The organism is Streptomyces sp. NBC_00887, assembly GCF_045207585.1.
Genome location: NZ_CP108788.1, coordinates 4,393,100 through 4,418,106 on the forward strand (window position 1 = coordinate 4,393,100; position 25,007 = coordinate 4,418,106).

The 25,007-nt window shown below is 71.4% G+C and carries 22 protein-coding genes; 6 read left to right on the top strand and 16 right to left on the bottom strand.

All coding sequences use genetic code 11. The annotated features are described in order from the left end of the window. Positions 1 to 34 precede the first annotated feature (34 nt). The 3 genes from OG844_RS19875 to OG844_RS19885 all read left to right on the top strand — a co-directional run bounded on the left by OG844_RS19875 (position 35) and on the right by OG844_RS19885 (position 2,522). Positions 35 to 991, top strand: a complete 957-nt coding sequence (locus OG844_RS19875; protein WP_406396190.1) for an aldo/keto reductase — start codon at positions 35 to 37, stop codon at positions 989 to 991. Between the two features lie 93 nt (positions 992 to 1,084). Beyond that, on the top strand, positions 1,085 to 2,290 hold the full coding sequence (locus tag OG844_RS19880) for a PQQ-dependent sugar dehydrogenase (protein ID WP_406391960.1): 1,206 nt from the start codon (positions 1,085 to 1,087) through the stop codon (positions 2,288 to 2,290). A 16-nt stretch (positions 2,291 to 2,306) separates the two neighbouring features. After that, a complete protein-coding gene (locus OG844_RS19885) occupies positions 2,307 to 2,522 on the top strand; it encodes a DUF6191 domain-containing protein (RefSeq protein ID WP_406391961.1) in 216 nt (71 codons plus the stop codon). A gap of 112 nt (positions 2,523 to 2,634) precedes the next feature. Here the strand turns inward: OG844_RS19885 and OG844_RS19890 are convergent, their stop codons facing one another. The 14 genes from OG844_RS19890 to OG844_RS19955 form a co-directional block, all read right to left on the bottom strand. Beyond that, entirely contained in the window at positions 2,635 to 5,796 is a 3,162-nt protein-coding gene (locus OG844_RS19890; RefSeq protein ID WP_406391962.1) for an AAA family ATPase, read from the bottom strand. Positions 5,797 to 5,798: 2 nt separating this feature from the next. Beyond that, positions 5,799 to 6,020 (bottom strand): hypothetical protein, encoded by a 222-nt coding sequence (locus OG844_RS19895; protein WP_406391963.1) that lies wholly within the window; start codon positions 6,018 to 6,020, stop codon positions 5,799 to 5,801. A 134-nt stretch (positions 6,021 to 6,154) separates the two neighbouring features. Then, entirely contained in the window at positions 6,155 to 6,796 is a 642-nt protein-coding gene (locus OG844_RS19900; RefSeq protein ID WP_406391965.1) for a hypothetical protein, read from the bottom strand. Between the two features lie 43 nt (positions 6,797 to 6,839). Continuing rightward, positions 6,840 to 7,394, bottom strand: coding sequence for a GNAT family N-acetyltransferase (locus tag OG844_RS19905; RefSeq protein ID WP_406391966.1), 555 nt, complete (start codon positions 7,392 to 7,394; stop codon positions 6,840 to 6,842). An 18-nt stretch (positions 7,395 to 7,412) separates the two neighbouring features. Beyond that, on the bottom strand, positions 7,413 to 9,632 hold the full coding sequence (locus tag OG844_RS19910) for an MMPL family transporter (protein ID WP_406391968.1): 2,220 nt from the start codon (positions 9,630 to 9,632) through the stop codon (positions 7,413 to 7,415). 213 nt (positions 9,633 to 9,845) lie between these two features. Beyond that, on the bottom strand, positions 9,846 to 11,354 hold the full coding sequence (gene gatB / locus OG844_RS19915; RefSeq protein WP_329207135.1) for an Asp-tRNA(Asn)/Glu-tRNA(Gln) amidotransferase subunit GatB: 1,509 nt from the start codon (positions 11,352 to 11,354) through the stop codon (positions 9,846 to 9,848). A gap of 16 nt (positions 11,355 to 11,370) precedes the next feature. After that, entirely contained in the window at positions 11,371 to 11,604 is a 234-nt protein-coding gene (locus OG844_RS19920) for a hypothetical protein (protein ID WP_406396191.1), read from the bottom strand. A 5-nt stretch (positions 11,605 to 11,609) separates the two neighbouring features. Then, positions 11,610 to 13,112: an Asp-tRNA(Asn)/Glu-tRNA(Gln) amidotransferase subunit GatA gene (gene gatA, locus OG844_RS19925; protein WP_406391969.1), complete on the bottom strand. Its 1,503-nt coding sequence runs from the start codon at positions 13,110 to 13,112 to the stop codon at positions 11,610 to 11,612. Between the two features lie 5 nt (positions 13,113 to 13,117). Beyond that, a complete protein-coding gene (gatC, locus tag OG844_RS19930) occupies positions 13,118 to 13,414 on the bottom strand; it encodes an Asp-tRNA(Asn)/Glu-tRNA(Gln) amidotransferase subunit GatC (protein WP_014048481.1) in 297 nt (98 codons plus the stop codon). Positions 13,415 to 13,566: 152 nt separating this feature from the next. Beyond that, positions 13,567 to 15,720, bottom strand: coding sequence for a putative bifunctional diguanylate cyclase/phosphodiesterase (locus tag OG844_RS19935; protein WP_406391972.1), 2,154 nt, complete (start codon positions 15,718 to 15,720; stop codon positions 13,567 to 13,569). Between the two features lie 328 nt (positions 15,721 to 16,048). After that, the gene (gene ligA / locus OG844_RS19940; RefSeq protein ID WP_406391973.1) at positions 16,049 to 18,244 is read right to left on the bottom strand and encodes an NAD-dependent DNA ligase LigA; all 2,196 of its coding nucleotides are present in this window, start codon (positions 18,242 to 18,244) and stop codon (positions 16,049 to 16,051) included. Positions 18,245 to 18,275: 31 nt separating this feature from the next. Beyond that, on the bottom strand, positions 18,276 to 19,301 hold the full coding sequence (locus OG844_RS19945) for a methionine synthase (RefSeq protein WP_406391975.1): 1,026 nt from the start codon (positions 19,299 to 19,301) through the stop codon (positions 18,276 to 18,278). A gap of 35 nt (positions 19,302 to 19,336) precedes the next feature. Continuing rightward, positions 19,337 to 20,026: an SDR family oxidoreductase gene (locus OG844_RS19950; protein WP_406391977.1), complete on the bottom strand. Its 690-nt coding sequence runs from the start codon at positions 20,024 to 20,026 to the stop codon at positions 19,337 to 19,339. 28 nt (positions 20,027 to 20,054) lie between these two features. Then, on the bottom strand, positions 20,055 to 20,594 hold the full coding sequence (locus OG844_RS19955; protein ID WP_406391978.1) for a TIGR00730 family Rossman fold protein: 540 nt from the start codon (positions 20,592 to 20,594) through the stop codon (positions 20,055 to 20,057). A 77-nt stretch (positions 20,595 to 20,671) separates the two neighbouring features. Between OG844_RS19955 and OG844_RS19960 the strand changes: the two genes are divergently transcribed. Both OG844_RS19960 and OG844_RS19965 read left to right on the top strand, forming a co-directional pair. Further along, positions 20,672 to 21,007, top strand: coding sequence for a DUF427 domain-containing protein (locus OG844_RS19960; RefSeq protein ID WP_406391980.1), 336 nt, complete (start codon positions 20,672 to 20,674; stop codon positions 21,005 to 21,007). A 62-nt stretch (positions 21,008 to 21,069) separates the two neighbouring features. After that, positions 21,070 to 21,870, top strand: a complete 801-nt coding sequence (locus tag OG844_RS19965) for an alpha/beta fold hydrolase (protein ID WP_406391982.1) — start codon at positions 21,070 to 21,072, stop codon at positions 21,868 to 21,870. A gap of 57 nt (positions 21,871 to 21,927) precedes the next feature. On the opposite strand, the gene mnmA is transcribed toward OG844_RS19965, so the two are convergent. Next, positions 21,928 to 23,058, bottom strand: a complete 1,131-nt coding sequence (mnmA, locus tag OG844_RS19970) for a tRNA 2-thiouridine(34) synthase MnmA (RefSeq protein WP_406391984.1) — start codon at positions 23,056 to 23,058, stop codon at positions 21,928 to 21,930. 61 nt (positions 23,059 to 23,119) lie between these two features. Here mnmA and OG844_RS19975 point away from each other — a divergent pair, with 61 nt between their 5' ends. After that, on the top strand, positions 23,120 to 23,815 hold the full coding sequence (locus tag OG844_RS19975) for an N-acetylmuramoyl-L-alanine amidase (protein WP_406391985.1): 696 nt from the start codon (positions 23,120 to 23,122) through the stop codon (positions 23,813 to 23,815). Here OG844_RS19975 and OG844_RS19980 read toward each other — a convergent pair. Further along, on the bottom strand, positions 23,812 to 24,981 hold the full coding sequence (locus OG844_RS19980; RefSeq protein ID WP_406391987.1) for a cysteine desulfurase family protein: 1,170 nt from the start codon (positions 24,979 to 24,981) through the stop codon (positions 23,812 to 23,814). The two genes, OG844_RS19975 and OG844_RS19980, sit on opposite strands and share 4 nt — an antisense overlap. Between the last annotated feature and the right edge of the window lie 26 nt (positions 24,982 to 25,007).

The window sequence follows — 25,007 nt, forward strand, 5'->3', positions numbered from 1 at the left end:
GGAGCGCAGGACTATCGGTGCGGCGGCACTCGCCGTGGGCGCGGTCGGGCTGGGGTGCATGCCGATGAGCTGGGCCTACAGCACGTCGCAGCAGCGCGGCGACCGTTCGCTGCGGACGGTGCACGCCGCACTGGACGCCGGCGTCCAGCTGCTCGACACCGCTGACATGTACGGCCCGTTCACCAATGAGCTGCTGGTCGGACGCGCGCTCAAGGGGCGGCGCTCCGACGCCTTCCTCTCCACCAAGTGCGGGCTGCTGGTGGGCGATCAGCACATCGTCGCCAACGGGCGCCCCGGATATGTGCGCCGGGCCTGCGATGCCTCGCTGCGGCGGCTGCAGACCGATGTGATCGATCTGTACCAGCTGCACAGGGCCGACCCCGAAGTGCCGGTGGAGGAGACCTGGGGCGCGATGGCGGACCTGGTGACCGCGGGCAAGGTCCGGTCGCTGGGACTGTGCGCGGTGGGAGCGCGGGCCGAACGGCGGCCGGGGGCGCGGATGCACGACGGAACGATCCGGCAGCTGGAGCGGGTGCAGCAGGTCTTTCCCGTCAGCGCGGTCGAGGCGGAGCTCTCCGTCTGGTCTCCGGAGGCACTGGAGCGGCTGCTGCCCTGGTGCACGGCGCGGGGTGTCGGTCTGCTGGCGGCGATGCCGCTGGGCAACGGCTATCTGACGGGGACGCTGAAGCCGGGCCAGGGCTTCGAACCGGACGACCCGCGGGCCAGGCACCCGCGGTTCACGGCGGAGATGATGGCGGCGAACCAGCCGGTGGTGGCGGGGCTGCGGCGGATCGCGGAGCGGCACGGCGCCACTCCTGCCCAGGTGGCACTGGCCTGGGTGCTGCGGCAGGGCCGGCACGTGGTCCCCGTGCCGGGCGCGAAGCAGGAGCGGTGGGCCGTGGAGAACGCGGGGGCGGCGGACCTGGTTCTCACGGACCGGGACGAGGCGGAGATCGCCGGGCTGCCGCGGGCGCGCGGGTCGTGGGACTGATCACGCGGCGGGAGAATTGACGGAGATCGGGAACCCGTGGGCCGGCAGCGGTGTAAGAACAGTAGTCATGCGGCCGTCGAAAGGATCGTTGCTGTGCGCGGTGCTGTGTTCGGATCTGTGCAAACTCCTGCGGTGCGCAAGGGCGTAGTGGCCGTGCTGGCGGCAGCCTCGCTGCTGATGTCCGCCGCTTGTTCCTCCGGCGACACGGCAGGCCGTGAGGGTGACACCTCGCCCCCGGCGAGCTCCTCCTCGCCCCCGCCCGCCTCGGCTAGCCCCGCCGCGGATCTGCCGCCGGCCAAGGGCTCCGTGGAGGTGGTCTCGACGCTCACGGAGGACCTCGCGTCACCGTGGGGGCTGGCGGCGCTGCCCGGTGGTGATCTGCTGGTGGCCTCGCGCGACGGGGCGACGATCAGCAGGGTCGACGGGGAGAGCGGTAAGAAGACCCTGCTGGGCTCCGTGCCCGGAGTCGCCCCCGGCAGTGAGGGCGGGCTGCTGGGCCTGGCGGTCGCCCCGACGTACGGTGCGGATCATCTGGTGTACGCGTACTTCACCACCGAGTCGGACAACCGCATCGCGCGCATGCAGTACGACGAGCAGAAGCCGGCCGGCCGGCAGCTCGGCGCCCCGGACACGATCCTGCGGGGCATCCCGAAGGGTGCCGTCCACAACGGCGGGCGGATCGCGTTCGGCCCGGACCGCATGCTGTACGCGGGCACGGGCGAGACGGGCGACACGGGTCTCGCCCAGGACAAGACGTCTCTCGCGGGAAAGATCCTGCGGATGACGCCGGACGGTGAGCCGGTGCACGGCAACCCCGAGGCCGACTCGGTCGTGTATTCGTACGGGCACCGCAATGTCCAGGGGCTGGCCTGGGACAGCCGCAAGCAGCTCTGGGCGGCCGAGTTCGGCCAGGACACCTGGGACGAGCTGAACCGCATCGAGCCGGGGAAGAACTACGGCTGGCCGGACGTCGAGGGCAAGAAGGGCGAGAAGGGGTTCGTCGACCCGGTGGCCCAGTGGAAGACCTCCGAGGCGTCCCCGAGCGGTATCGCGTACGCCGAGGGCTCGATCTGGATGGCGGGCCTGCGCGGTGAGCGGCTCTGGCGGATTCCGCTGTCGGGCACTGCGGGCAAGGAACCCCTGGCGGCACCCCAGGCGTTCCTCGAAGGGGAGTACGGCCGACTGCGGACCGTGCTCGCTGCGGGCGGCGACAAGCTGTGGCTGGTCACGAACAATACGGACGGGCGTGGCACCCCGAAGCCGGGGGACGACCGCATCCTGCTGCTGAAGGTGCGGTAGCGACCCACCGGGCAGCATGTCGGAGGGAGCACGGACGGTGTTCAACTTCTTCGAGGAGCTGTTCGCGCCGGGCCGTAAGCACACGGCCGAGGAGCAGAGACGGCTGGAGCTGAGCCGGGTGGACCTGGGCATCGGCGACCCTGCCCGGGGCCCGATCGACCTCTCCTCCGGCAAGGTGACGGTGCGCCGCCCGACAACGGACCCGTCCGAAGGAGGCCCGTCCGGCGACTGAGGACACCCCGCCACCGCCCGAGCGGGCACGTGCGGCCTCCGCCGCCGCGCCGCATCCGCATCCGCACCCGCATCCGCACGTCACCTCACCGTGCCGGGTACAACACGTCACCTCACCGTGCCGGGTACAAGCGGAACCGGTGCGCGAGCGCGGCAGCCTCGCCACGGCTGGAGACGTTCAGTTTGGCGAGGATGTTGGAGACGTGAACACTCGCGGTCTTCGGCGAGATGTAGAGCTCCTCGGCGATCCTGCGGTTGGTGTAACCGGCAGCGACCAGCCGGTGCACTTCCTGCTCCCGGGTCGTCAGGCCGAAGGACTCGATCGGATCCACGGCCGGGGCGGGTACGGCCGGGTGCCCCCCGCCGTCGGCGTCCCCGGCACCCACGGTGCCCGCCTCGTCCACGTCGCCTCCGGCGGCCCCCGCGGCCCTCACTCCCCGCGCGGGCGCCGCGAGCGCGATGCGGGCACGGCCGGCGAGCAGCTCGACGCTCTCGGCGAGCGGACGGGCTCCGAGCCGCTCCGCCACCGCGTGGGCCTCGCGCAGGAGGGCCGCTGCGGGAGCTCTGTCACCGGCCCCGGACGCGACGAGCATCGCCTCCGCCCAGCGGTGCCGGATCCGGGCCAGTTCGAAGGGCCGCTGGAGAGGCCCGAAGGCCGCGGCGGCGCGGGACCAGTGGTCCGGGGTGTCGGTGCCCTCCGCACGGGCCAGTTCCGCCTCGATCAGCACGCCGAAGGCCGCCCACACGGGGACGAGCATCGGCAGCCGCTTGAGGTGGCCTCGGATGCGTTCCAGGATCGCCGGACGGCCCGGCTCGGTGGCGGGCAGCCCGCGCGCATCGGCCTCGATCGACGCCGCGACGTCCAGCAGCGGCAGGGCGTAGCGCTGGGTGCCCGGCGGGAAGCCCTCCTCGGACTGCGCCTCGAACGCCGCCCGCGCCTCGGGGAGCCGGCCCTGCTGGGCGGCCAGTTCCATGGCGTACCGGACGGGGCTGATCAGATGCTGGGGCTGCGGGTCGTGGCGGCCCAGAAGACGCCGGTTCAGTACCAGTTGCTCCTCCGCCTCGCCGTATTCGCCGCGGGCGAGTGCCAACTCCGCGCGGCGTGAGGCGAGGAGCCCCTGGGACTTGCGGGACCGCGCGACCAGGTCCGCCGCGTCGAGGGCCGCCCGGCATTCGTCCCACTGCCCGAGGGAGAAGTACGACTGGGCCTGGTTGGCCCGGACCCAGGCCTCGGAGTCGGGGATGCCGTGGCTGTGGCAGATCCGGATGCCGTGGTCGGCGGCGGCCACCGCTTCCACGGAGCGGCCCGCGGACTCGAGCGAGGACGGCAGGTTGATGCTGGCACGGCTCATCACGCCCACCAGGTGCAGCTCCTCTGCCCGGTCGCGGACGGCGTACATCTCGGCGATGCCCTCCTCGACGCCGCCCGCGTCGATGGTGAGCCAGCCACGGGTGAGCCGGGCGTGCAGCTGGATGTACTCGTCGCCGACGAGGCGTGCGTACTCCACGGCACGGTCGGCCGCGGCCAGCGTGTCCGCGCCCGGCCGGTGCAGCGCGCCCCAGCTCGCCACGTTGGCCAGCACGTCGGCGTGCACCGACGAGGGGTGCAGACCGCGCACCAGCTCCTGGGCCGTGGCCAGTTCCTGCCAGCCGTCGCCCCGGGACAGGTGGTGGGTCAGCAGGGAACGCTGCACCCAGAACCATGCCGCGCGCAGGGGATCGGTGTCGCCGTCCAGGACGCGCAGGGCCTTCTTGGCGATGGCCAGGGCCCGTTCGCGGTCGCCGCCGAAGCGAGCGGCGACGGTGGCCTCGGCCATCAGGTCGAGGTAGCGCATCGGTGCCGTCTCGGGGTCGCAGCCGCAGCCCGGGTAGACCTCGGCGTAGTCGATCGGGCGCAGGGTGGCGCGTACCTCTTCCGGTACGTCGTCCCACAGTTCCATGGCCCTTTCCAGCAAGCGCAGTTGCTCGGAGTAGGCGTAACGGCGGCGGGCCTCGACCGAGGCGCCCAGGACGGCGGGCAGGGCTCTGGCCGGGTCGTGCGCGGCGTACCAGTAGCTGGCGAGCCGGGCGGCGCGTTCCTCGGCGCGTACGAGGGACGGGTCGGCCTCCAGCGCTTCGGCGTAACGGCGGTTGAGGCGGTTGCGTTCGCCGTGCAGCAGGTCGTCGCTGACGGCCTCGCGGACCAGGGAGTGCCGGAAGCGGTATCCGTCGGAGTCGGGGGCCGGCAGCAGCAGGTTGGCACCGACAGCTGCCCGCAGCGCTTCGTCGAGGTCGTCCTCGGCCAGCCCGGCGACGGCGGCAAGGAGCCTGTGCTCGACCGTGGAACCGCCCTCGGCAAGGATCCTGGCGATCCGCTGGGCGTTCTCCGGCAGTGCCTCGACCCGTACGAGGAGCAGGTCGCGCAGCGATTCGGAGAGCCGGGAGCTGTCACCGCAGCACTCCACGCTGCGGGCGAGCTCCTCGACGAAGAAGGCGTTGCCGTCGGAGCGGTCGAAGATCTCGTCGACGAGCGCGACGTCGGGAGTCGCGGCGAGGATGCCCGTGAGCTGCCGGCCGACCTCGGCGAGGCTGAACCGGTCGAGTTCGATGCGGCGGACCGTGCGGAGCCGGTCAAGCTCTGCCAGGAGGGGGCGCAGGGGGTGGCGGCGGTGGACGTCGTCGGCGCGGTACGTACCGATGACGACGAGGCGGCCGTCGCGCAGGGTGCGGAAGAGATAGGCGAGGAGGTGCCGGGTGGAGGTGTCGGCCCAGTGCAGGTCCTCCAGGACGAGGACGACCGTGCGGGCGGCGGAGATGCGCTCCAGCATCCGGGCGGCGAGTTCGAAGAGACGGGCGGTGCCGTGCTCGTCGTTCGATGTCCGGTCCGCTTCGCCCAGTTCGGGCAGCAGCCGGGCCAGTTCGCCCTCCTGGCCGGCGAGTGCCTCGGTCAGTTCCTCGGGAAGCGCGCGGCGCAGGGCGCGCAGTGCCGTGGAGAACGGTGCGTACGGCAGGCCGTCGGCCCCGATCTCCACGCAGCTGCCGACGGCCACGACGGCCTCGCGGCGGCATGCCGCGGCGAGGAACTCCTCGACCAGCCGGGTCTTGCCGACGCCGGCCTCGCCACCGATGAGCAGTGCCTGCGGTTCCCCCGCCGTGGCGCGGGCGAGCGCATCGGTGAGCGAGGCGAGTTCACCGGCTCGGCCGACGAACACGGGGCTGACGGTGTTGGTCTCCACATCGCCGAGCATCGCATATGCGTGCGACAGCGCGGTGGCGGCGGAAGGACGGACGCCCATCGTCACGCGGCGTGCACGAACCGGCCGCTGTCCTTCGTCACCCGCCCCTCCGTGTCATCCGGTCCGGCACGGCGGGCGGAGCGGCGGGCGGAGCGGCGGGCGAGCACGGCCTGGCGCACGGTGCGCTGCTCGTCCGCCTCGCGGATCAGCTCGGCGGAGTTGATCCGGTGGAGTTCGTAGGCGTACATGGTCTTCTCCCTGGTGACGACGGCCAGTGGGGGCACGGCTTCTGCCGTGCCCCCACTGTGGTCTGCCAGGGGGTGCCGCCGCATCGGGCGAGTGCCGCATCCGGGCGCGGTCCAGTGCCTTAGGTCCGGGTGCCGGGTGCCTTAGACGAACGGCCGGTCCCTCGGTGCGGTCAGCCTCCGGTCGTCGCCGCGGCCGCGCTCGGCAGGGAGACGAAGAGGTCGAAGTACATGCCTACGGAGATGAGGACGCCGAGGACACCGAGGGCGATGCCTGCCAGCGCGACAGCGCGGATCCAGCCCGGCTGCGGACGGTCGGAGGGTGCGCCGAAGGCGGGGCGCAGGAGGGCGAAGACGCCGACCAGCAGGGCGACGAGGGCGAAGAGCCCGTTGACGAGGGCCGTGGTGTGCCAGGCGTCGGCGTAGATCTCGGAGATCTGCTGGGCCGCGCTGCCGCCGCCGGAGGTCTTGATCTGGCCCATCAGGGTCTCGCGCTCGGCGGCGACCCGGCCGGTCCAGGCCCCCGTGAGGGACACGACGCCCAGCCCGGCCGCGACGACGGCCGCGGCTCCGGCACCGACCCCGGTGGACGCTGCGGCTTCCGCCTCGGCGTACGGGTCGGGCTCCAGGTCGTCGTCGTCCTCCGCGGTCGCGTGCCCTACGGCATCGTCGGACGCGCTGTCGTCGGAGGCGCCGTCGGCGGGCTCCTTCTTCGTCAGGTCCGCCACGGCGCTCTCGTCCGCTGCCGACGTCTCCTCGCGGTCGTCGTCGACGGCGGAGGTGGTCTTGGAGGGGGTGGTCTTCATGCGCCGCACGCTAGGGGGCCAGGATGAGAACCTCCTTAACGCGCGGTGCCGCTCACTCCCGCCCGGCACGCCATTCGGAGGCCAGTACGGACCAGATCTCCTCGTCGTGCCGCACGCCCCGGTAGAGGTAGGCCTCGCGCAGTACGCCTTCGCGCCTCATGCCGAGCCGCGCGGCTGCCGCGACACTGCGGCTGTTCGCGGCAGAGGCGACCCACTCGACCCGGTGCATGCCGCGTACGTCGACGGCCCAGTCGATCAGCTTGCGCGACGCCCGGTTCACGAGCCCGCGGCCCTCCCCCGCGGGCTCCAGCCAGCAGCCGATCTCGCAGTTCCCGGTCGCCGCCTCGAATATCCGGAACAGGACGCCCCCGACGAGCGTGCCGTCCAGCCAGATTCCGTAGAGCCGGCCGGTGTCGGCGGCCTGCTTGTCCGCGTACCTCTGGAGCAGGTCGCGCGCCGAGGAGAGGTCCGTCGCGGCCGCGGCGAACGGGATCCAGGGGTCGACGAGGCCCCGCGCCCGGTCCATGTGGGCCAGGAACTCCTCCGCCTGCCAGGGCTCCAGCGGACGCAGCTCCGCCCCGTCATCCCCCAGGGACACCGCGAACATAGGGACTTCTCCTCGGTCTCAGTGGACGCGCTGCCCGACGGCCCGGTCCTGGTCGCCGGTGCGCTCCCCCGGAATTTTCGCATGCGGCGCGATCCGGTCCGGGGGCTCGATGCTGATGCGCGGGAGCAGCCGGTCGAGCCGGGCGGGCAGCCACCAGTTGGCGCCGCCGAGCATGTGCATCAGGGCGGGCACCAGCAGGGTGCGCAGGACGAAGGCGTCGAGTGCGACGGCGGCGGCCAGCGCGATGCCGAACATCGCGATGACGCGGTCTCCGCTGAGCACGAAGGCGAGGAAGACCGAGATCATGATCACCGCCGCGGAGTTGATCACCCGGCCGGTCTCCGCGAGGCCCACACGGACCGACCTGCGGTTGTCCCCGGTCTCCAGCCACTCCTCGTACATCCGGCCGACCAGGAAGACCTGGTAGTCCATCGAGAGCCCGAAGAGCACGGACACCATGATCACCGGGAGGAAGGGTTCGATCGGGCCGGCGCTGCCGAGCCCCAGCAGTTCGCTGCCCCAGCCCCACTGGAAGACGGCGACGACGACCCCGAAGGAGGAGGCGACGGCGGCCACGTTCATCACGGCGGCCTTCAGCGGGATGGCGAGGGACCGGAAGGCCAGGAGCAGGAGCAGGCAGCCGAGTCCGATGACGACCCCGACGAAGAGCGGAAGTTTGCCGATGATGATCTCGGCGAAGTCGTCGTAGCTCGCTGTCACACCGCCCACGTGGACCTGGAGAGACGTGTTGTCCTGGATGGGCGGCAGCACGTCGTCACGCAGCCGGTCGACGAGTTCGCTGGTCCGCTGCGACTGGGGCGCGGACTCGAGGACGACGGTGACGAACGCCGTGTCGCCGCTGTTGTTGTACGTCACCGGGCTCACGGAGGCGACGCCGTCGGTGGTCCGCAGCACGCCGGGCAGACCGTCGAGGGCGAGCCGGTCGTCGGCTCCGTCGAGGTGGGCGGCGATCGTCAGCGGGCCGTTGACGCCGGGGCCGAAGCCGTCGGCCAGCAGGTCGTACGCCTGCCGGGTGGTCGACGTGGCCGGGTTGTTGCCCTGGTCGGAGGTGCCCAGATGCAGCCCGAGGGCGGGCAGGGCGAGTACCGCCATGATCGCGGCGGCGACCACTCCGAGCAGCTTGGGGTGCCGCTCGACGAACGCGGACCAGCGGGCGGCGAAGCCGGTGGTGTGTTCGCGCTGCGGTCCGTGCTCGGCGAGCTGCCTGCGCTCGCGCCGGCTCAGCGCCCGCATGCCGATGAAGGAGAGCAGGGCGGGCAGCAGGGTGACGGAGGCGGCGACGGTCAGCAACACGGTGAGCGAGGCGGCGATCGCGACACCGTTGAGGAAGCCGAGCCGCAGGACCAGCATGCCCAGCAGCGCGACGCAGACGGTCGCTCCGGCGAAGACGACGGCCCGCCCCGTGGTCGCGACGGCGTTCTCCGCCGCTTCGGGCACGGACAGTCCGCGCCTGAGGCCTCTGCGGTGCCGGGTGACGATGAACAGCGCGTAGTCGATGCCCACGCCGAGCCCGATCAGCATGCCCAGCATCGGTGCGAAGTCGGCGACGGTCATGACATGGCCGAGCAGCACGATCCCCGCGTACGCCGTGCCGACGGAGACGAGGGCGGTGGCGATGGGCAGCAGGCTGGCGGCGAGCGAGCCGAAGGCGAGGAAGAGCACGACGGCGGCGACGACCACTCCGACGGCCTCGCTGAGGTGGACGCCCGGCGCTTCGGTCAGGGCGACGGCGCTGCCGCCGAGCTCGACCTGGAGGCCGTCTCTCTCGGCTGCCTTCGCGGTGTCGACGACGGCCTGGGCCTGTTCCCGCGGGATCTCGTCGGCCCGGTGGTCGAAGGTGATCGTGGCGTAGGCGGTGCGGCTGTCCGCGCTGATCTGTCCGTTGCCGTCGGCCCCGTAGGGTCCGGTGACGTCGCCGACCCCGGGCAGCGCGTCGATGGCCTGCAGCGTCCTGGCCATGGTCTGCTCGACGTCGGCTGCACGGACGGTGGGGCCCGTGGTGTGCCAGACGACGGTGTCGGTGTCACCCCCGAGGTTCGTGAACCCCGCCTGGAGGAGTTCACCCGCGCGGCCGGACTCGGTTCCCGGCACCTCGTAGTTGTTGGAGTACGCAGAGCCCGCGAAGACCGCTGCCCCTGCCGTGCCGCCGAGGGCGAGAAGCCAGATGAGGACAGCGGCGAGACGGTGCCTGAGGCACCAGCGTGCGATGGCGGCCAACGGACGTGCTCCCTGCGGGTTCGTGGACCGTCGACGGGAATAAGGGGAACATCCCGAAAAAGTCGCATGACCTGAGAACCGTCACTCTGTCAGGCATTAGTGATCAATTGTCCTATTCGTGGCCATGGTCACAGACATCCCTCACCACACGAAAGGGCGGTGCCCCGGTCGTCCGGGTGCACCGCCCTTCGCTCACACGGTCCTGCGGGGGCCTCAGCCCTCGACGCCGAGCTTCTCCAGGATCAGCTCCCGTACACGCGCCGCGTCCGCCTGACCGCGGGTGGCCTTCATGACCGCGCCGACCAGGGCGCCCGCCGCGGCGACCTTGCCGCCACGGATCTTGTCGGCGATCGCGGCGTTGGCCGCGATGGCCTCGTCGACGGCCGTGCCCAGCGCGCCCTCGTCGGAGACGACCTTCAGGCCGCGCTTCTCGACGACGGTGTCCGGGTCGCCCTCGCCCGCGAGGACACCCTCGAGGACCTGGCGTGCCAGCTTGTCGTTGAGGTCGCCCGAGGTGACGAGTTCGGCGACCCTGGCGACCTGCACGGGGGTGACGCCCAGCTCGTCGAGGCCGCGGCCGGTCTCGTTGGCGTTACGGGCGAGTTCGCCCATCCACCACTTGCGGGCCTGATCCGCCGGAGCACCCGCCTCCGTCGTGGCGACGATCAGGTCGACCGCACCCGCGTTGAGGATGGACTGCATGTCGTGCTCGGAGACGCCCCACTCCTCCTTGAGCCGCGCGCGGCGCAGCCGCGGCAGCTCGGGGAGGCCCTTGCGGAGCTCCTCGACCCATTCACGGGCCGGGGCGACGGGCACGAGGTCCGGCTCCGGGAAGTACCGGTAGTCCTCGGCGTTGTCCTTGATGCGGCCGGCCGTGGTGGAGCCGTCCTCCTCGTGGAAGTGCCGGGTCTCCTGCACGATCTTCCCGCCGGAGTTCAGCACCGCGGCGTGGCGCTGGATCTCGAAGCGGGCGGCACGCTCGACGGAACGCAGGGAGTTGACGTTCTTCGTCTCGGAGCGCGTACCGAACTCCTCCCGGCCGTGGGGCCGCAGCGACAGGTTCACGTCGCAGCGCATCTGCCCCATTTCCATCCGGGCCTCCGACACACCGAGCGCCTTGATGAGCTCGCGGAGCTCGGCGACGTACGCCTTGGCGACCTCGGGAGCGCGCGCGCCCGCACCCTCGATCGGCTTGGTGACGATCTCGATGAGCGGGATGCCCGCGCGGTTGTAGTCGAGCAGGGAGTGGGACGCGCCGTGGATACGGCCGGTGGCACCGCCGACGTGCGTCGACTTGCCGGTGTCCTCCTCCATGTGGGCACGCTCGATCTGCACGCGGAAGATCTCGCCGTCCTCCAGCTGGACGTCCAGATAGCCGTTGAAGGCGATCGGCTCGTCGTACTGGGAGGTCTGGAAGTTCTTCGGCATGTCCGGATAGAAGTAGTTCTTCCGGGCGAAGCGGCACCACTCGGCGATCTCGCAGTTCAGCGCGAGACCGATCTTGATCGCGGACTCGACGCCGATCTCGTTGACGACCGGCAGCGCGCCGGGCAGCCCGAGGCAGACCGGGCAGGTCTGCGAGTTGGCGTCCTGCTTGAGCTCCGTGGAGCAGCCGCAGAACATCTTGGTCTTGGTGCCGAGCTCGACATGGACTTCGAGGCCCATGACGGGGTCGTACGTCGCGAGGGCGTCCTCGTACGACTCCAGGTCAATGACAGTCACGGTGAAACTTTCCCTCTCAGCCCAGCAGGACGTCGTCGTCGCCGAGGCGCTTCAGTTCGCGATAGAGGATCGCGAGGCCGGTGACGATGGCCGCGGCTGACACCGCGGCGTCGAGCAGCCGCAGCACGTCGTTGTCGTTGCGTGCCAGCTTCACCTGCTTGGCGACGCTGATCGCACCGAACGCAGTGCTGCCGAGCGATACGTACAGCCCGGTCTTCGACTTCTTGAAGTTCTTGGCCTTCTTTGCCATGGCACTCACAGCGACGGAGCCTCCTCGAGCAGCGGGTGTCCCCACTGTTCCACGAAGGCGGCCTCGACGGCGGCTCCGACCTTGTACAGCCGGTCGTCCTTCATGGCGGGGGCGATGATCTGCAGCCCGACCGGCAGGCCGTCCTCCGGGGCCAGGCCGCAGGGCAGCGACATGGCGGAGTTGCCGGCCAGGTTGGTCGGAATGGTGCACAGGTCCGCGAGGTACATCGCCATCGGGTCGTCGGCGCGCTCGCCGATCGGGAAGGCGGTGGTGGGCGTCGTCGGCGACACGATGACGTCCACCTGCTCGAACGCCTTCTCGAAGTCCTGCGTGATGAGGGTGCGGACCTTCTGCGCCGAGCCGTAGTACGCGTCGTAGTAGCCGGAGCTGAGCGCGTACGTGCCGAGGATGACGCGGCGCTTGACCTCGTCGCCGAAGCCGGCCTCACGGGTGAGGGCGGTGACGTCCTCCGCGGAGCGCGTGCCGTCGTCGCCGACCCGCAGGCCGTAGCGCATGGCGTCGAAGCGGGCCAGGTTCGAGGAGCACTCGGACGGCGCGATGAGGTAGTACGCCGACAGGGCCAGGTCGAAGGACGGGCAGTCCAGCTCGACGATCGTGGCGCCGAGCGACTTCAGCAGCTCGACCGACTCGTTGAAGCGCTGGACGACACCCGCCTGGTAGCCCTCGCCCGCGAACTGCTTGACGACTCCCACGCGCATGCCCTGTACGGAGCCGTTGCGCGCGGCCTCGACGACCGGCGGGACCGGGGCGTCGATGGACGTCGAGTCGAGCGGGTCGTGGCCGGCGATGGCCTCGTGCAGGAGCGCCGCGTCCAGGACCGTACGGGCACAGGGCCCGCCCTGGTCGAGGGACGAGGAGAAGGCGACCATGCCGTAGCGGGAGACGCCGCCGTAGGTGGGCTTGACGCCGACGGTGCCCGTGACGGCCGCGGGCTGGCGGATGGAGCCGCCGGTGTCCGTGCCGATGGCGAGCGGGGCCTCGAAGGAGGCGAGCGCGGCCGAGGAGCCGCCGCCGGAGCCGCCCGGGATGCGGGTGAGGTCCCACGGGTTGCCGGTCGGGCCGTAGGCGCTGTTCTCGGTGGAGGACCCCATGGCGAACTCGTCCATGTTGGTCTTGCCGAGGATGACGACGTCGGCGGCCTTCAGCCGCTTGGTGACGGTCGCGTCGTACGGCGGGACCCAGCCCTCGAGGATCTTCGAGCCGACGGTGGTCGGCATGTCCTGCGTGGTGAAGATGTCCTTGAGCGCGAGCGGGACGCCGGCCAGCGGGCCGAGCTTCTCGCCCGCCTCGCGCTTGGCGTCGACGGCGCGGGCCTGCGCGAGCGCGCCCTCGCGGTCGATGTGCAGGAAGGCGTGGACCTTCTCGTCGATGGCTTCGATCCGGGCCAGGTGGGCCTCGGTGACCTCGACGGCCGTCAGCTCGCCGGAGGCGATCTTCGCGGCGATCTCCGCCGCGGTGAGCTTGATGATGGTGCTGATGTCCGTCATGGCTGTTAGTCCTCCCCCAGGATCTGCGGCACCTTGAAACGCTGCTGCTCCTGGGCAGGGGCGCCCGAGAGCGCCTGCGCGGGGGTGAGCGACGGACGGACCTCGTCCGCGCGCATGACGTTCGTCAGCGGCAGCGGGTGGGAGGTCGGCGGTACGTCTTGGTCGGCGACCTCGGAGACGCGGGCGACCGCGCCGATGATGTCGTCGAGCTGACCGGCGAAGTGCTCGAGCTCTTCGCCCTTCAGCTCCAGACGCGCCAGCCGTGCGAGGTGGGCGACCTCCTCGCGCGTGATGCCAGGCATGCAGCGATCCTCAGGGTTCGGTGTGTGGTTTTGGCCCAATCCTATGGGGTCGCCCGCCGCCGCCCCGCAATCGCGCCCGAGGCGCATCGAGCCCGTCCGGCGATTGAGGACAAAACACCCGTCGGGTGGTCCCGGCGCCCCTGCCCCGTCGGTCAGGCCGTCGCCGGACCGGGGTTCAGCGCGCGTCCCGCGGGCCTGGGCTCCAGCTCGGGCGTCACCACCGCCGCGGCGGCAGCGGCTGCGGCCTCCAGCTCCGCCGGCCGCCGCCAGCCGTGCTCGCCGCGCGCCCGCAGCCAGGCCGTCGTCTCCAACGGCGGCATGGCGGCCGCGACGAGCCACCCCTGCACCGCGTCGCAGCGCAGGTCCCGCAGCCGCTCCCAGGTCTCGTCGTCCTCGACGCCCTCGGCGACGACCAGCAGACCGAGCGAGTGGGCCAGGTCGATGGTGCAGCGGACGATCTCCGCGTCCTCGTTGTCGATGGCGAGCCGGGCGACGAACGACCGGTCGATCTTGAGTTCGCTGACCGGCAGCTTGCGCAGGTGGACCAGCGAGGAGTAGCCCGTACCGAAGTCGTCGAGGGACATCTTCACTCCGTGCCCGGTCAGCCCGGCCAGGGTGTCGGCGGCCCGCTGCGGGTCCTCCAGCAGGACGTGCTCCGTTATCTCCAGCTGGAGCGCTCCCGCCGGGACGCCGTGCCGGGCGAGCCGGGCCGCGACGCTTCCCGCGAATCCGGGGGTGTGGACATCGCGCGGCGAGACGTTGACCGCGACGGGGACGAACAGCCCCTGCGCGCGCCATCGGGCCACCTGGGCCAGCGCGGTCTCCAGCACGTACTCGGTGAGGTGCGGCATCAGGCCGGACGACTCCGCGATCGCGATGAATTCGTCCGGGGGGACCCGCCCGCGCTCGGGATGCACCCAGCGCACCAGGGCTTCGAGCCCGGCGACCTGGCCGTCGAACCTGACCTTCGGCTGGTAGTGGAGCTCCACCTCCTGGGCGTCGAGCGCGCGCCGCAGATCGCCCAGGAGCCCGAGCCTGTCCGGGGTGTTGCTGTCCCGCTTGGACTCGTACACCTCCACGCCCGTACGGTCCCGCTTGGCCTGGTACATGGCCACGTCCGCCCGCCTGAGCAGCCCTTCGGCGTCCAGTGCGTGGTCGGGGTGGACGGCGACCCCGGCGCTCGCCTCGAGGACCAGGGTGAGCCCGTCCAGGTCGAGGGGCGAGGAGAGCTCGGCGACCAGGTGCCGGGCGACCCGCTGGGCGCTGGTGGTGGAGTCCGCGGTCGGCAGCAGGACGGCGAACTCGTCGCCGCCCAGCCGTGCGGCCTCCGCACCACGCGGCAGGGCGAGTCGCAGCCGGTCCGCTATCTGGAGGAGCAGCCGGTCCCCCGCCAGGTGCCCGAGGGTGTCGTTGACGGCGCGGAACCGGTCGAGGTCGATGAGGACGAGCGCCGATCTGGAGCCGGTGCTCCCGGCCTCCTCCAGCGCCGTCCATGTCCTCTCCAGCAGCCACTGGCGGTTGGGCAGACCGGTCAGCGGGTCTCTCAGCTGCTCCTCGGCGCGGGCGCGGGCGATCCAGAGAGTGGAGTCGAGGGCGATCAGCGGGACCGCGAAGAGCGGCAGCAGCACGGGCATGGCCGACGCGACGACGCAGATCAGCGGGGCGATGCCGAGCAGGGCGACCGCGACGAGTCCCTGGCGCAGGAGCGCCGTGCGGGCGATCGTCGGCAGCCCGCCGCTCTGGGAAGCCCGTGCATACCACAGCAGGACGCGGGTGACGAGGAGGTACGTGGAGGCCGCGAGCAGCACTTCGGGGACGGCGTCGATGCCCCAGTCGAGTGGCCGCCAGGGTGTGGCGACCGTCGGTACCTCTCCGAAGGCGGACAGGACGAGCGCCGCGGCTCCGATGCCGAGGATGTCCACGGCTCCGTGGAGCAGTCCTTGCCACCAGCGGTGCCGACGGGCGGTGCCGACGAGCACCACGACGACCAGGCTGACCAGACCGGCGGGCACCCAGCCGTAGAGCAGCAGGACGGCGACTGTGAGGGCGGCGCCCGAACCGGTGCCGCCCCACCAGCGGTCGCGCCCGAGGGCGACCAGATGACCGACGATGATGCCGGTGAGCAGCGCGAGCGACCAGCCGGCGGTGCCGTCCGGGAAGAGCGCCTCGCCGTCGCGGACCGTCCGGTAGAACCCGGTTGCCAGCTGAACCGTGGCAACCCCCACGACGACAGCTCCCACTTTTGACGTGAGGCCGACGAAACCCTGCAGCCGCGACACCGTTGCGGCGCTCTCGGTCGGTTTCATTCCGTCCCTCTCACAGCCGGCGGTGCCGATGTCCCACAGTGGCCCCCGCTCCCGTGCCACCGCGGCCCAATTCCGACCACGCGGCCGGGCACGGCAGGTGCACGTTCAACAGTAGGCCGCCAACAGCCCTCGCGGGCAGCGCTCTACAGCTCTTGCCCGAATGCGGACCCCGCAGTCCCACCGCCCGATTTGCGCTGAACGAGTGAAACCGACCGGCTCAGCCGGACCACTCGCCTCCCTCTTGTCCCCTTTATTCCCTTCTCGTCCACCGCCACTCCCCCGCAGCGTCTCGATCGAGCCTCGATCGCTTCGGGGCATCGGGTCTCGATCACGCCTCCACCGGAACAGCCGCCTCACGCGCCGCGTCCGGCCCCTGCTCGAGCAGAACGGCGAACCCGTCCTCGTCGAGTACGGGGACCTTCAGCTGCATCGCCTTGTCGTACTTCGACCCCGGGTTCTCGCCCACCACGACGAAGGAGGTCTTCTTCGAGACGGACCCCGTCACCTTCGCCCCCCTGCTCTGCAGCGCGTCCTTGGCACCGTCCCTGGTGTGGGTGGCCAGCGTGCCCGTGACGACGACGGTGAGCCCTTCGAGCGGTCGCGGCCCCTCGTCCTCGCCCGCTCCCTCGTCCTCCATCCGGACACCGGCCTCCCGCCACTTGCGCAGGATCTCGCGGTGCCAGTCCTCGGCGAACCACTGCTTGACCGACGCGGCGATGATGGGTCCGACCCCGTCGGCGGCGGCCAGTTCCTCCTCCGACGCCTCGTCGATCCGGTCGATGGACCGGAACTGCCTGGCCAGCTCCACGGCGGCCACGGGCCCCACATGACGGATCGAGAGCCCGGTGAGGATCCGGGCCAGGGGAGCCTGCCGTGCCGCCGCGATGCCTTCGAGCATGGCCAGGGCGTTCTTCTTCGGTTCGCCCTGCTGATTGGCGAAGACCGTCGCGATCTTCTCCTCGCCGCTCTTCGGATCGCGCTTGGGCAGCCCGCTGTCCTGGTCCAGGACATAGGCCCGGATCGGGAGCAGCTGCTCCACCGTCAGGCCGAAGAGGTCCCCCTCGTCCAGCAGGGGCGGCTCGGCGGGCTCCAGAGGCTTCGTCAGAGCAGCGGCCGCCACATAGCCGAAGTGGTCGATGTCCAGGCACTTGCGTCCGGCGAGGTAGGCCACCCGCTCCCGCAACTGCGCCGGACAGGACCGTGCGTTGGGGCAGCGGAGGTCGATGTCGCCCTCCTTCATGGGACGCAGCGCCGTACCGCACTCGGGGCAGTCGGCCGGCATGACGAACTCCCGCTCGCTGCCGTCGCGCAGGTCGACGACCGGGCCGAGGATCTCCGGGATGACGTCGCCCGCCTTGCGGAGCACCACCGTGTCGCCGATGAGGACGCCTTTGGCCTTCACCACGTTCTGGTTGTGCAGGGTGGCGAATTCGACCTCGGAGCCCGCCACCTCGACGGGTTCCACCTGGGCGTACGGCGTGACCCTGCCGGTGCGGCCGACGCCGACCCGGATGTTGACCAGCTTGGTGTTGACCTCTTCCGGGGCGTACTTCCAGGCGATCGCCCAGCGCGGTGCGCGCGAGGTGGAGCCCAGCCGGCCCTGGAGCGGGATCTCGTCGAGCTTGACGACGACCCCGTCGATCTCGTGCTCCACCGAGTGGCGGTTCTCACCGAAGTACGCGATGAACTCCCGTACGCCGTCGAGGGAGTCGACCACCTTGTTGTGCCGGGCCGTCGGCAGGCCCCATTCGCTCAGCAGGTCGTAGGCGTGCGAGAGGCAGTCGATGTCGAGGCCCTCGCGGGCTCCGATGCCGTGCACCACCATGTGCAGCGGGCGGGCCGCGGTGACCTTCGGGTCCTTCTGGCGCAGGGAGCCGGCCGCCGCGTTGCGCGGGTTGGCGAAGGGCTTGTCGTCGGCCTCCACCAGGCGGGCGTTGAGTCCTTCGAAGGCCTCCATCGGGAAGAAGACCTCGCCGCGGATCTCGACGAGCGCGGGGATCCGCTCCCCCTTCAGGCGGTGCGGGATCTCCGCGATCGTGCGGACGTTGGGCGTGATGTCCTCGCCGGTCCGGCCGTCGCCGCGGGTGGCCGCGCGGGTCAGCTTCCCGTGCTCGTACGTGAGGTTCACGGCGAGACCGTCCACCTTGAGCTCGCACAGGAAGTGGTAGCCGCCCGTGCCGACGTCCCGTGCGACACGCTCGGCCCAGGCCGCGAGCTCTCCGTCGTCGAAGGCGTTGTCCAGGGAGAGCATGCGCTCGCGGTGCTCGACGGACGTGAACTCCGTGGTGTACGGCCCGGCGACCTTCTGGGTCGGCGAGTCCGGCGTACGCAGCTGGGGGTGCCGGTCCTCGATGGCCTCCAGCGCACGCATCAGCCGGTCGAACTCGGCATCGCTGACGACCGGCTGGTCCTTGACGTAGTACCGGAAGCGGTGTTCCTCGATCTGCTCGGCCAGGAGCGCGTGCTGTTCCTGCGCCTCCGCCGGCACACCGGTCAGCTGCTGTGCCTGCTGTTCGCCGGCCATCGTCCGATCCTCCCGTTGACCCGTTGCCCCGTTACTCAGGGTTGTCTGCGAGTGACCTCGCGGCCCGGGCGCAGTGGGCGAGCGCGGCGCGCGCGTATGCGGGCGATGCCCCCGCCAGCCCGCAGGACGGGGTGATCACGACGGACTCGGTGAGAGTCCCCGGATTGAAGCCCAGCCTGCTCCACAACGTCCTGACACCCATGACGCTACCGCCAGGGTCCGACAATGCGGTCGAGGCCGCGTCGACTCCGGGAACCACGCCGAGGAAGAGCTGGGTGCCGGCGTCGACGGCTTCCCCGATCGCATCCTCCTCACGCTCGGTGAGGAGAGAGAAGTCGAACGAGACGGCGGCCGCCCCGGCACGGCGCAACAGGGCGAAGGGCACCTCGGGGGCACACGAGTGGACGACCGTCGGCCCGTCGCCGTTCACCGCGAGCAGCTCGCGCAGGGTTCCTTCGACGACCTGGCGGTCCACGGCCCGGTAGGTCCGGTATCCGCTCGCGGACCTGACCCGCCCCAGGAGTACGGCGGTCAGGGACGGTTCGTCGAGCTGGAGCACCACCTCGGCGCCGGGAACTCTGCGCCGGACGTCCGCGAGGTGTGTGCGCAGTCCCTCCGCCAGCGAACCGGCCAGGTCACGGCATGCGCCCGGGTCGCCGAGCATGGCCTCGCCGCCCCGCAGCTCCAGGCCGGCGGCCAGGGTCCAGGGGCCGACCGCCTGGACCTTGAGGAGCCCTTCGTAGCCCTGGGTGTGCTCCTCCAGGGCGTCGAGGTCCTCGCCGAGCCAGGAGCGGGCGCGGCGGGTGTCACGGCCGGGCCGGTCGCTGATCCGCCAGCCGCTGGGCTCGACGTGGCCGTACATCTCGACGAGCAGTCCGATCGTCCGCCCGATCATGTCGGCCCCCGGCCCTCGCGCGGGCAGCTCCGCCAGATACGGCATTCCCTGCCTGTCGGCGAAGGACCCGGCGACGGTCTTGGCCGCCTCCCGTGCGTCGCCGCCCGGCATGGACCCGATACCGGTGGCGGCACACCCGCTGAACTTGCTCTTCTCGCTCACGCGCAGAGCCTACGGGCCGCACCGCCCCCGGTTCCTCAGCGGCCGGGGCGGACCGTCAGGTTGTTGATCTCGGCGTCGCGCGGCAGGTCGATCGCCAGCAGGATCGTGGTGGCCACGGACTCCGGGTCGATCCAGCGGGAGGGGTCGTACTCCTTGCCCTCCTGCTGGTGGACCTTGGCCTGCATGGGACTGGCGGTGCGGCCGGGATAGACGGAGGTCACCCGCACGCCGTTGGCGTGCTCCTCGTGGCGCAGCGAGTCGGCGAGGGCCTTCAGGCCGTGCTTGCTGGCGGCGTACGCGCCCCACTCGGCGTGGGCCTCGAGCCCGGCGCCGGAGTTCACGAAGACGACGTGTCCCTTGGAGACGCGCAGCTGCGGGAGCAGCAGCCGGGTCAGTTCGGCGGGGGCGATCAGATTGGCGTTGAGCTGGAAGTGCCAGGCCTTGGGGGTGAGCTCGCCGACCCTGCCGAGCTCGACGACCCCCGCGATGTGCAGCAGCGAGTCGAGCCGTTCGGGCATCGGCTGCTGCCCGAAGGCCCAGGAGAGCCGGTCCGGGTTGCCGAGGTCGCCGACGAGTGTGCGGGCCCCGGGGTGGAGGGCGGCCAGTTCCTTGGCCCGTCCTGCGTCCCGGGCCAGCAGCACGAGCTCGTCGCCGCGCTCCAGGAGGCGGCGGGCGACGGCCGCTCCGATACCGGAGCCGGCCCCGGTGATGAGGTGAGTAGGCATGCCCTCATGCTGTCACCCCGCCCGGGCCTCACCGCAGGCCGGCCGACTCCTCCAGGTAGGCGAGCGCCCCGACTCCGTCCTTGGCGAAGAAGACCAGGTCGGTGAGGGGCACCGGCAGGAAGCCCTCGTCCTCCATGCGCTGGAACTGCTGGCGCAGACCGTCGTAGAACCCGGCCGTGTTCAGCAGGACGACGGGCATGGTGTTCTTGCCGTGCTTCTTCAGCTCCAGGATCTCCGTGGCCTCGTCGAGCGTCCCCGTGCCGCCGACCATGACGACGACCGCGTCGGCCTTCTCCAGGAGCAGCGCCTTGCGCTCGGCCAGGTCCTTGGCGATCACCATCTCGTCGGCGTCGGTCCTCGCCTTCGCCGCCAGGAACTCCACGGACACGCCCACGAGCCGCCCGCCGGCCGCCTGCACCCCGTCGGCGACGACCTTCATGAGCCCGCTCTCGGAACCGCCCCAGACCAGGGTGTGCCCGCCCCGGCCCAGCAGTTCGGCGAATTCCCGGGCGGGCACGGTGTAGCGGTCGTCGAGGTCGGCGGCGGAGAGAAAGACACAGATGTTCATGCGACCACCGTACGGGCCGCCCCCGGCACTCCCCCGGGAGCGGGAAGAAACCGGCCCGCCGCACGGCTGAACCAGTCATGACTTCCACCCCAGGACACCGCATCACCGTCGAGCCCGAAGCCGTGCACGTGCGCGCGGTACGCGACGGGCAACTGCTCGCCGAGAGCCGCCGCCCGCTCGCCCTGCGCGAGACGGGCTGTCCGGTCAGGTACTACCTGCCGCCCGAGGACGTCCGTACGGAGCTGCTGACGCCTTCGGACACCCGTACGCACTGCCCGTTCAAAGGCGATGCGTCCTACTGGTCGGTGCCCGGAGCGGCGGACCTCGTCTGGGCCTACCAGGAGCCCAAGGATCAAGTAGCGGCGATCAAGGGCCACTTCTGCTTCTACGACACGGACGTGGTCACCGACTGACCGTCAAAAACATTTCCCGGCACCACCGATGAGTTCCGCGGGCCGCCTCGGTCCACCCTCACATGGACAAGACTCTCTCCCGTGACGGCACGTCCGTCGCGTACCGGCGCCGGGGTGACGGGCCCCCGGTGATCCTGGTCGGCGGGGCGCTGAGCAGTGCGGCGACCGAGGCGCCGCTGGCCGAACTGCTCGCGCCGCGGTTCACGGTCGTCACGTACGACCGCCGTGGGCGCGGCTCCAGCGGCGACAGCGGTCCGTACACGGTGCGGAGCGAGATCGAGGACCTGGCCGCGGTGGCGGCCCGGGTGGGTGAGCGGGTGTCGCTGTTCGGCATGCTGTCGGGCGGCGCGCTGGCCCTGGAGGCGCAGGCGGCGGGGCTGCCCGTGGATCTCCTCGCGGTCTACGAACCGCCGTACACCCCCGGGCCGGCCGGCCTCCTGTACAAGTCCCGCTGCACGGCCCGGCTGCACCGGATGCTGTCCATCGGGGACCGCGACGGCGCCGTCGCCCTGTACATGTCCCGGACCGGCGTCCCGGAGGAGACGATCGCCCGCATGCGGCACGCCCTTCTGTGGAAGAGCCTGGAAGCGCTGGCGCACACCCTGGCGTACGACGACGCACTGCTGGGCAACGGCACGGTCCCGGCGGAGCGGTTCGCGTCCGTGACGGCGCGCACGCTGGTGGTCTGCGGCGGCTTCAGTCCCGACCGGACCCGTGAGACGACCCTCGCCCTCGCGGCGGCGGTCCCCAACGCGCGGCACCGCACTCTGACCGGCCAGACACGCGATCTGGCACCGCAGGCGATCGCACCGGTCCTGGCGGACTTCTTCGCCCGGGACGTGTTCGTGCGCGAGGCGTCGTAGCGGACCCCCGTACCGGCCGGGTCGCCGCAGGGGAGCGACCCGGTCCGAGGCTGTGCGTCAGCCCGCTGTCGCCCTCTCGCGGCGTACGGTCGTGGCGATCGTGGCGGAGCCGACCACCCGGGTGCCGTCGTACAGGACGACGGCCTGGCCGGGGGCCACGCCCCGTACCGGCTCGGTGAACGAGACGCGCAGGGTGCCGTCGGTCAGCTCCGCCGTCACCTCGGTCTCGCCGCCGTGGGCGCGCAGCTGCGCGGTGTACGTGCCGGGGCCGGCCGGGGCCGTACCGCACCAGCGTGGCTTGATGGCCGTGAGGGCCGTGACGTCGAGGGCCTCGGCGGGGCCGACCGTCACCGTGTTGTTCACCGGTGAGATGTCCAGGACGTAGCGGGGCTTGCCGTCGGGGGCCGGGTGGCCGATGCGCAGGCCCTTGCGCTGGCCGATGGTGAAGCCGAAGGCGCCCTCGTGGGTGCCCACCTTCGCACCGGACTCGTCGACGATGTCACCCTCCGCAGGGCCTCCGAGACGGTCCGCGAGGAAGCCCTGGGTGTCGCCGTCGGCGATGAAGCAGATGTCGTGGCTGTCGGGCTTCTTGGCGACGGCCAGGCCGCGGCGCTCGGCCTCGGCGCGGATCTCGTCCTTGGTGGTGAGGGTGTCGCCGAGGGGGAACATGGCGTGCGCGAGCTGCTTCTCGTCCAGGACGCCGAGGACGTAGCTCTGGTCCTTGGCCATGTCCGAGGCGCGGTGCATCTCCCGGGTGCCGTCGTCGTTCAGCACGACGGTGGCGTAGTGGCCGGTGCAGACCGCGTCGAAGCCGAGGGCCAGGGCCTTGTCGAGCAGTGCGGCGAACTTGATCTTCTCGTTGCAGCGCAGGCAGGGGTTGGGGGTGCGCCCAGCCTCGTACTCCGCCACGAAGTCGTCCACGACGTCTTCGCGGAAGCGCTCCGCGAGGTCCCAGACGTAGAACGGGATGCCGATGACGTCCGCCGCGCGGCGGGCGTCCCGGGAGTCCTCGATGGTGCAACAGCCGCGTGCCCCGGTACGGAAGGACTGCGGGTTCGCGGAGAGGGCGAGGTGCACACCGGTCACGTCGTGGCCTGCCTCGGCGGCACGGGCCGCCGCGACGGCGGAGTCGACTCCGCCCGACATGGCGGCGAGCACACGGAGGGGGCGCTGGGAGGTCTGAGTCATAGCCCATCCAGAGTACGGGGCTCCGGGAACCGAATGCGCGCGGATATGCGTTGACGATCACATGGGGACCAGAGGCAGTGCCGGAGAATCAGGGAGCGGGTCGCGCGGCATCAGCAGACGCTCGCTGCTGATCGGTGGCGCCGCGACCGCCGTGGGCACGGCCGCGCTGGCCGCGGAGGAGATCCGGCGCGTCTGGTGGCGGGTACCGGGCGTGGAGAAGCCCCGCACGCCCGGTGAGCTGGACTTCGCCGGTGCCCGGTGGGTTGCGGCCTCCGAGGCGAACTGGCGGCGGGCCGACCGCCCCGACGACTACGGCGTGGACCGGGTGATCATCCATGTCACCCAGGGCAGCTTCGCCAGCGCGGTCAAGGTCTTCCAGGATCCGGCGCACCGCGCCGCGACGCACTACATCGTCGGACAGGACGGCCGTGTGACGCAGATGATCCGCGAGCTGGACGTGGCGTACCACGCCGGTAACCGCTCGTTCAACGAACGCAGCGTCGGCATCGAGCACGAGGGGTTCGTGGACCGCCCGAAGGACTTCACGGCCCGGATGTACGAGTCGTCGGCACGGCTGACGGCAGCGATATGCGCGCGGTACGGGATACCCGTGGACCGCGAGCACATCATCGGGCACGTCGAGGTGCCGGGCACGGACCACACGGATCCGGGACCGCATTGGGACTGGGACCGCTACATGAAGCTGGTCCGGGCCGCTTCCGAGGCGGCGAAGGCGGCAGAGGCGGCGAAGGGCTAACTGAGCCCTGCCGTCCTCGCCCGTTCGACCGCCGGGCCGATCGCCCGTGCGACGTCCTCGACGTCCTGCTTGGCGGAGGTGTGGCCGAGCGAGAAGCGCAGGGTGCCGCGGGCCAGGTCCGGGTCGGTGCCCGTGGCCAGCAGCACATGACTCGGCTGGGCGATTCCGGCCGTGCACGCGGAGCCGGTGGAGCATTCGATGCCCTGGGCGTCGAGCAGCAGCAGGAGGGAGTCACCCTCGCAGCCGGGGAAGGTGAAGTGGGCGTTGGCGGGCAGCCGGCCGCCGGGGGCCGGGTCACCGCCGAGCACGGCATCGGGGACGGCCTGGAGGACCGCCGCGGTCAGGTCGTCGCGGAGCGCACCGATCTCGCGGGCGAAGCCCTCACGCCCCTCGGCTGCGAGCCGTCCGGCGACCGCGAAGGCGGCGACGGCGGGTACGTCGAGGGTGCCGGAGCGCACATGCCGCTCCTGTCCGCCGCCGTGCAGCACGGGCACGGGGGTGTGGTCGCGGCCGAGGAGCAGCGCGCCGACGCCGAAGGGGCCACCGATCTTGTGTGCGCTGACGGTCATCGCGGCCAGCCCCGACCGGGCGAAGTCGACCTCCAGCTGTCCGAAGGCCTGTACCGCGTCGGCATGCATGGGCACATCGAACTCGCGCGCGACATCGGCCAGTTCACGTACCGGCATGACGGTGCCGATCTCGTTGTTGGCCCACATGACGGTGATCAGGGCGACGTCGTCGGGGTTGCGGAGGATCGCCTCACGCAGGGCCTCGGGGTGCACGCGCCCGTACCGGTCGACGGACAGGTACTCCACGGTGGCGCCCTCGTGCTCGGCGAGCCAGTCGACGGCGTCGATCACGGCGTGGTGTTCCACCGGACTGGCGAGCACCCTGGTGCGGCGGGGGTCCGCGTCGCGCCGGGACCAGTAGAGGCCCTTCACGGCGAGATTGTCGGCCTCGGTCCCGCCCGAGGTGAAGACCACCTCGCTGGGGCGCGCGCCGAGGGCGTCCGCGAGCGTCTCTCTGGACTCCTCGACGGTGCGGCGGGCCCGGCGCCCGGCGGCATGCAGGGAGGACGCGTTGCCGGTGACGGCGAGGTGCGCGGTCATCGCCGCGATCGCCTCCGGAAGCATCGGAGTGGTCGCTGCGTGGTCGAGGTAGGCCATGGTGGACACGATTCTACGAGTCCGTG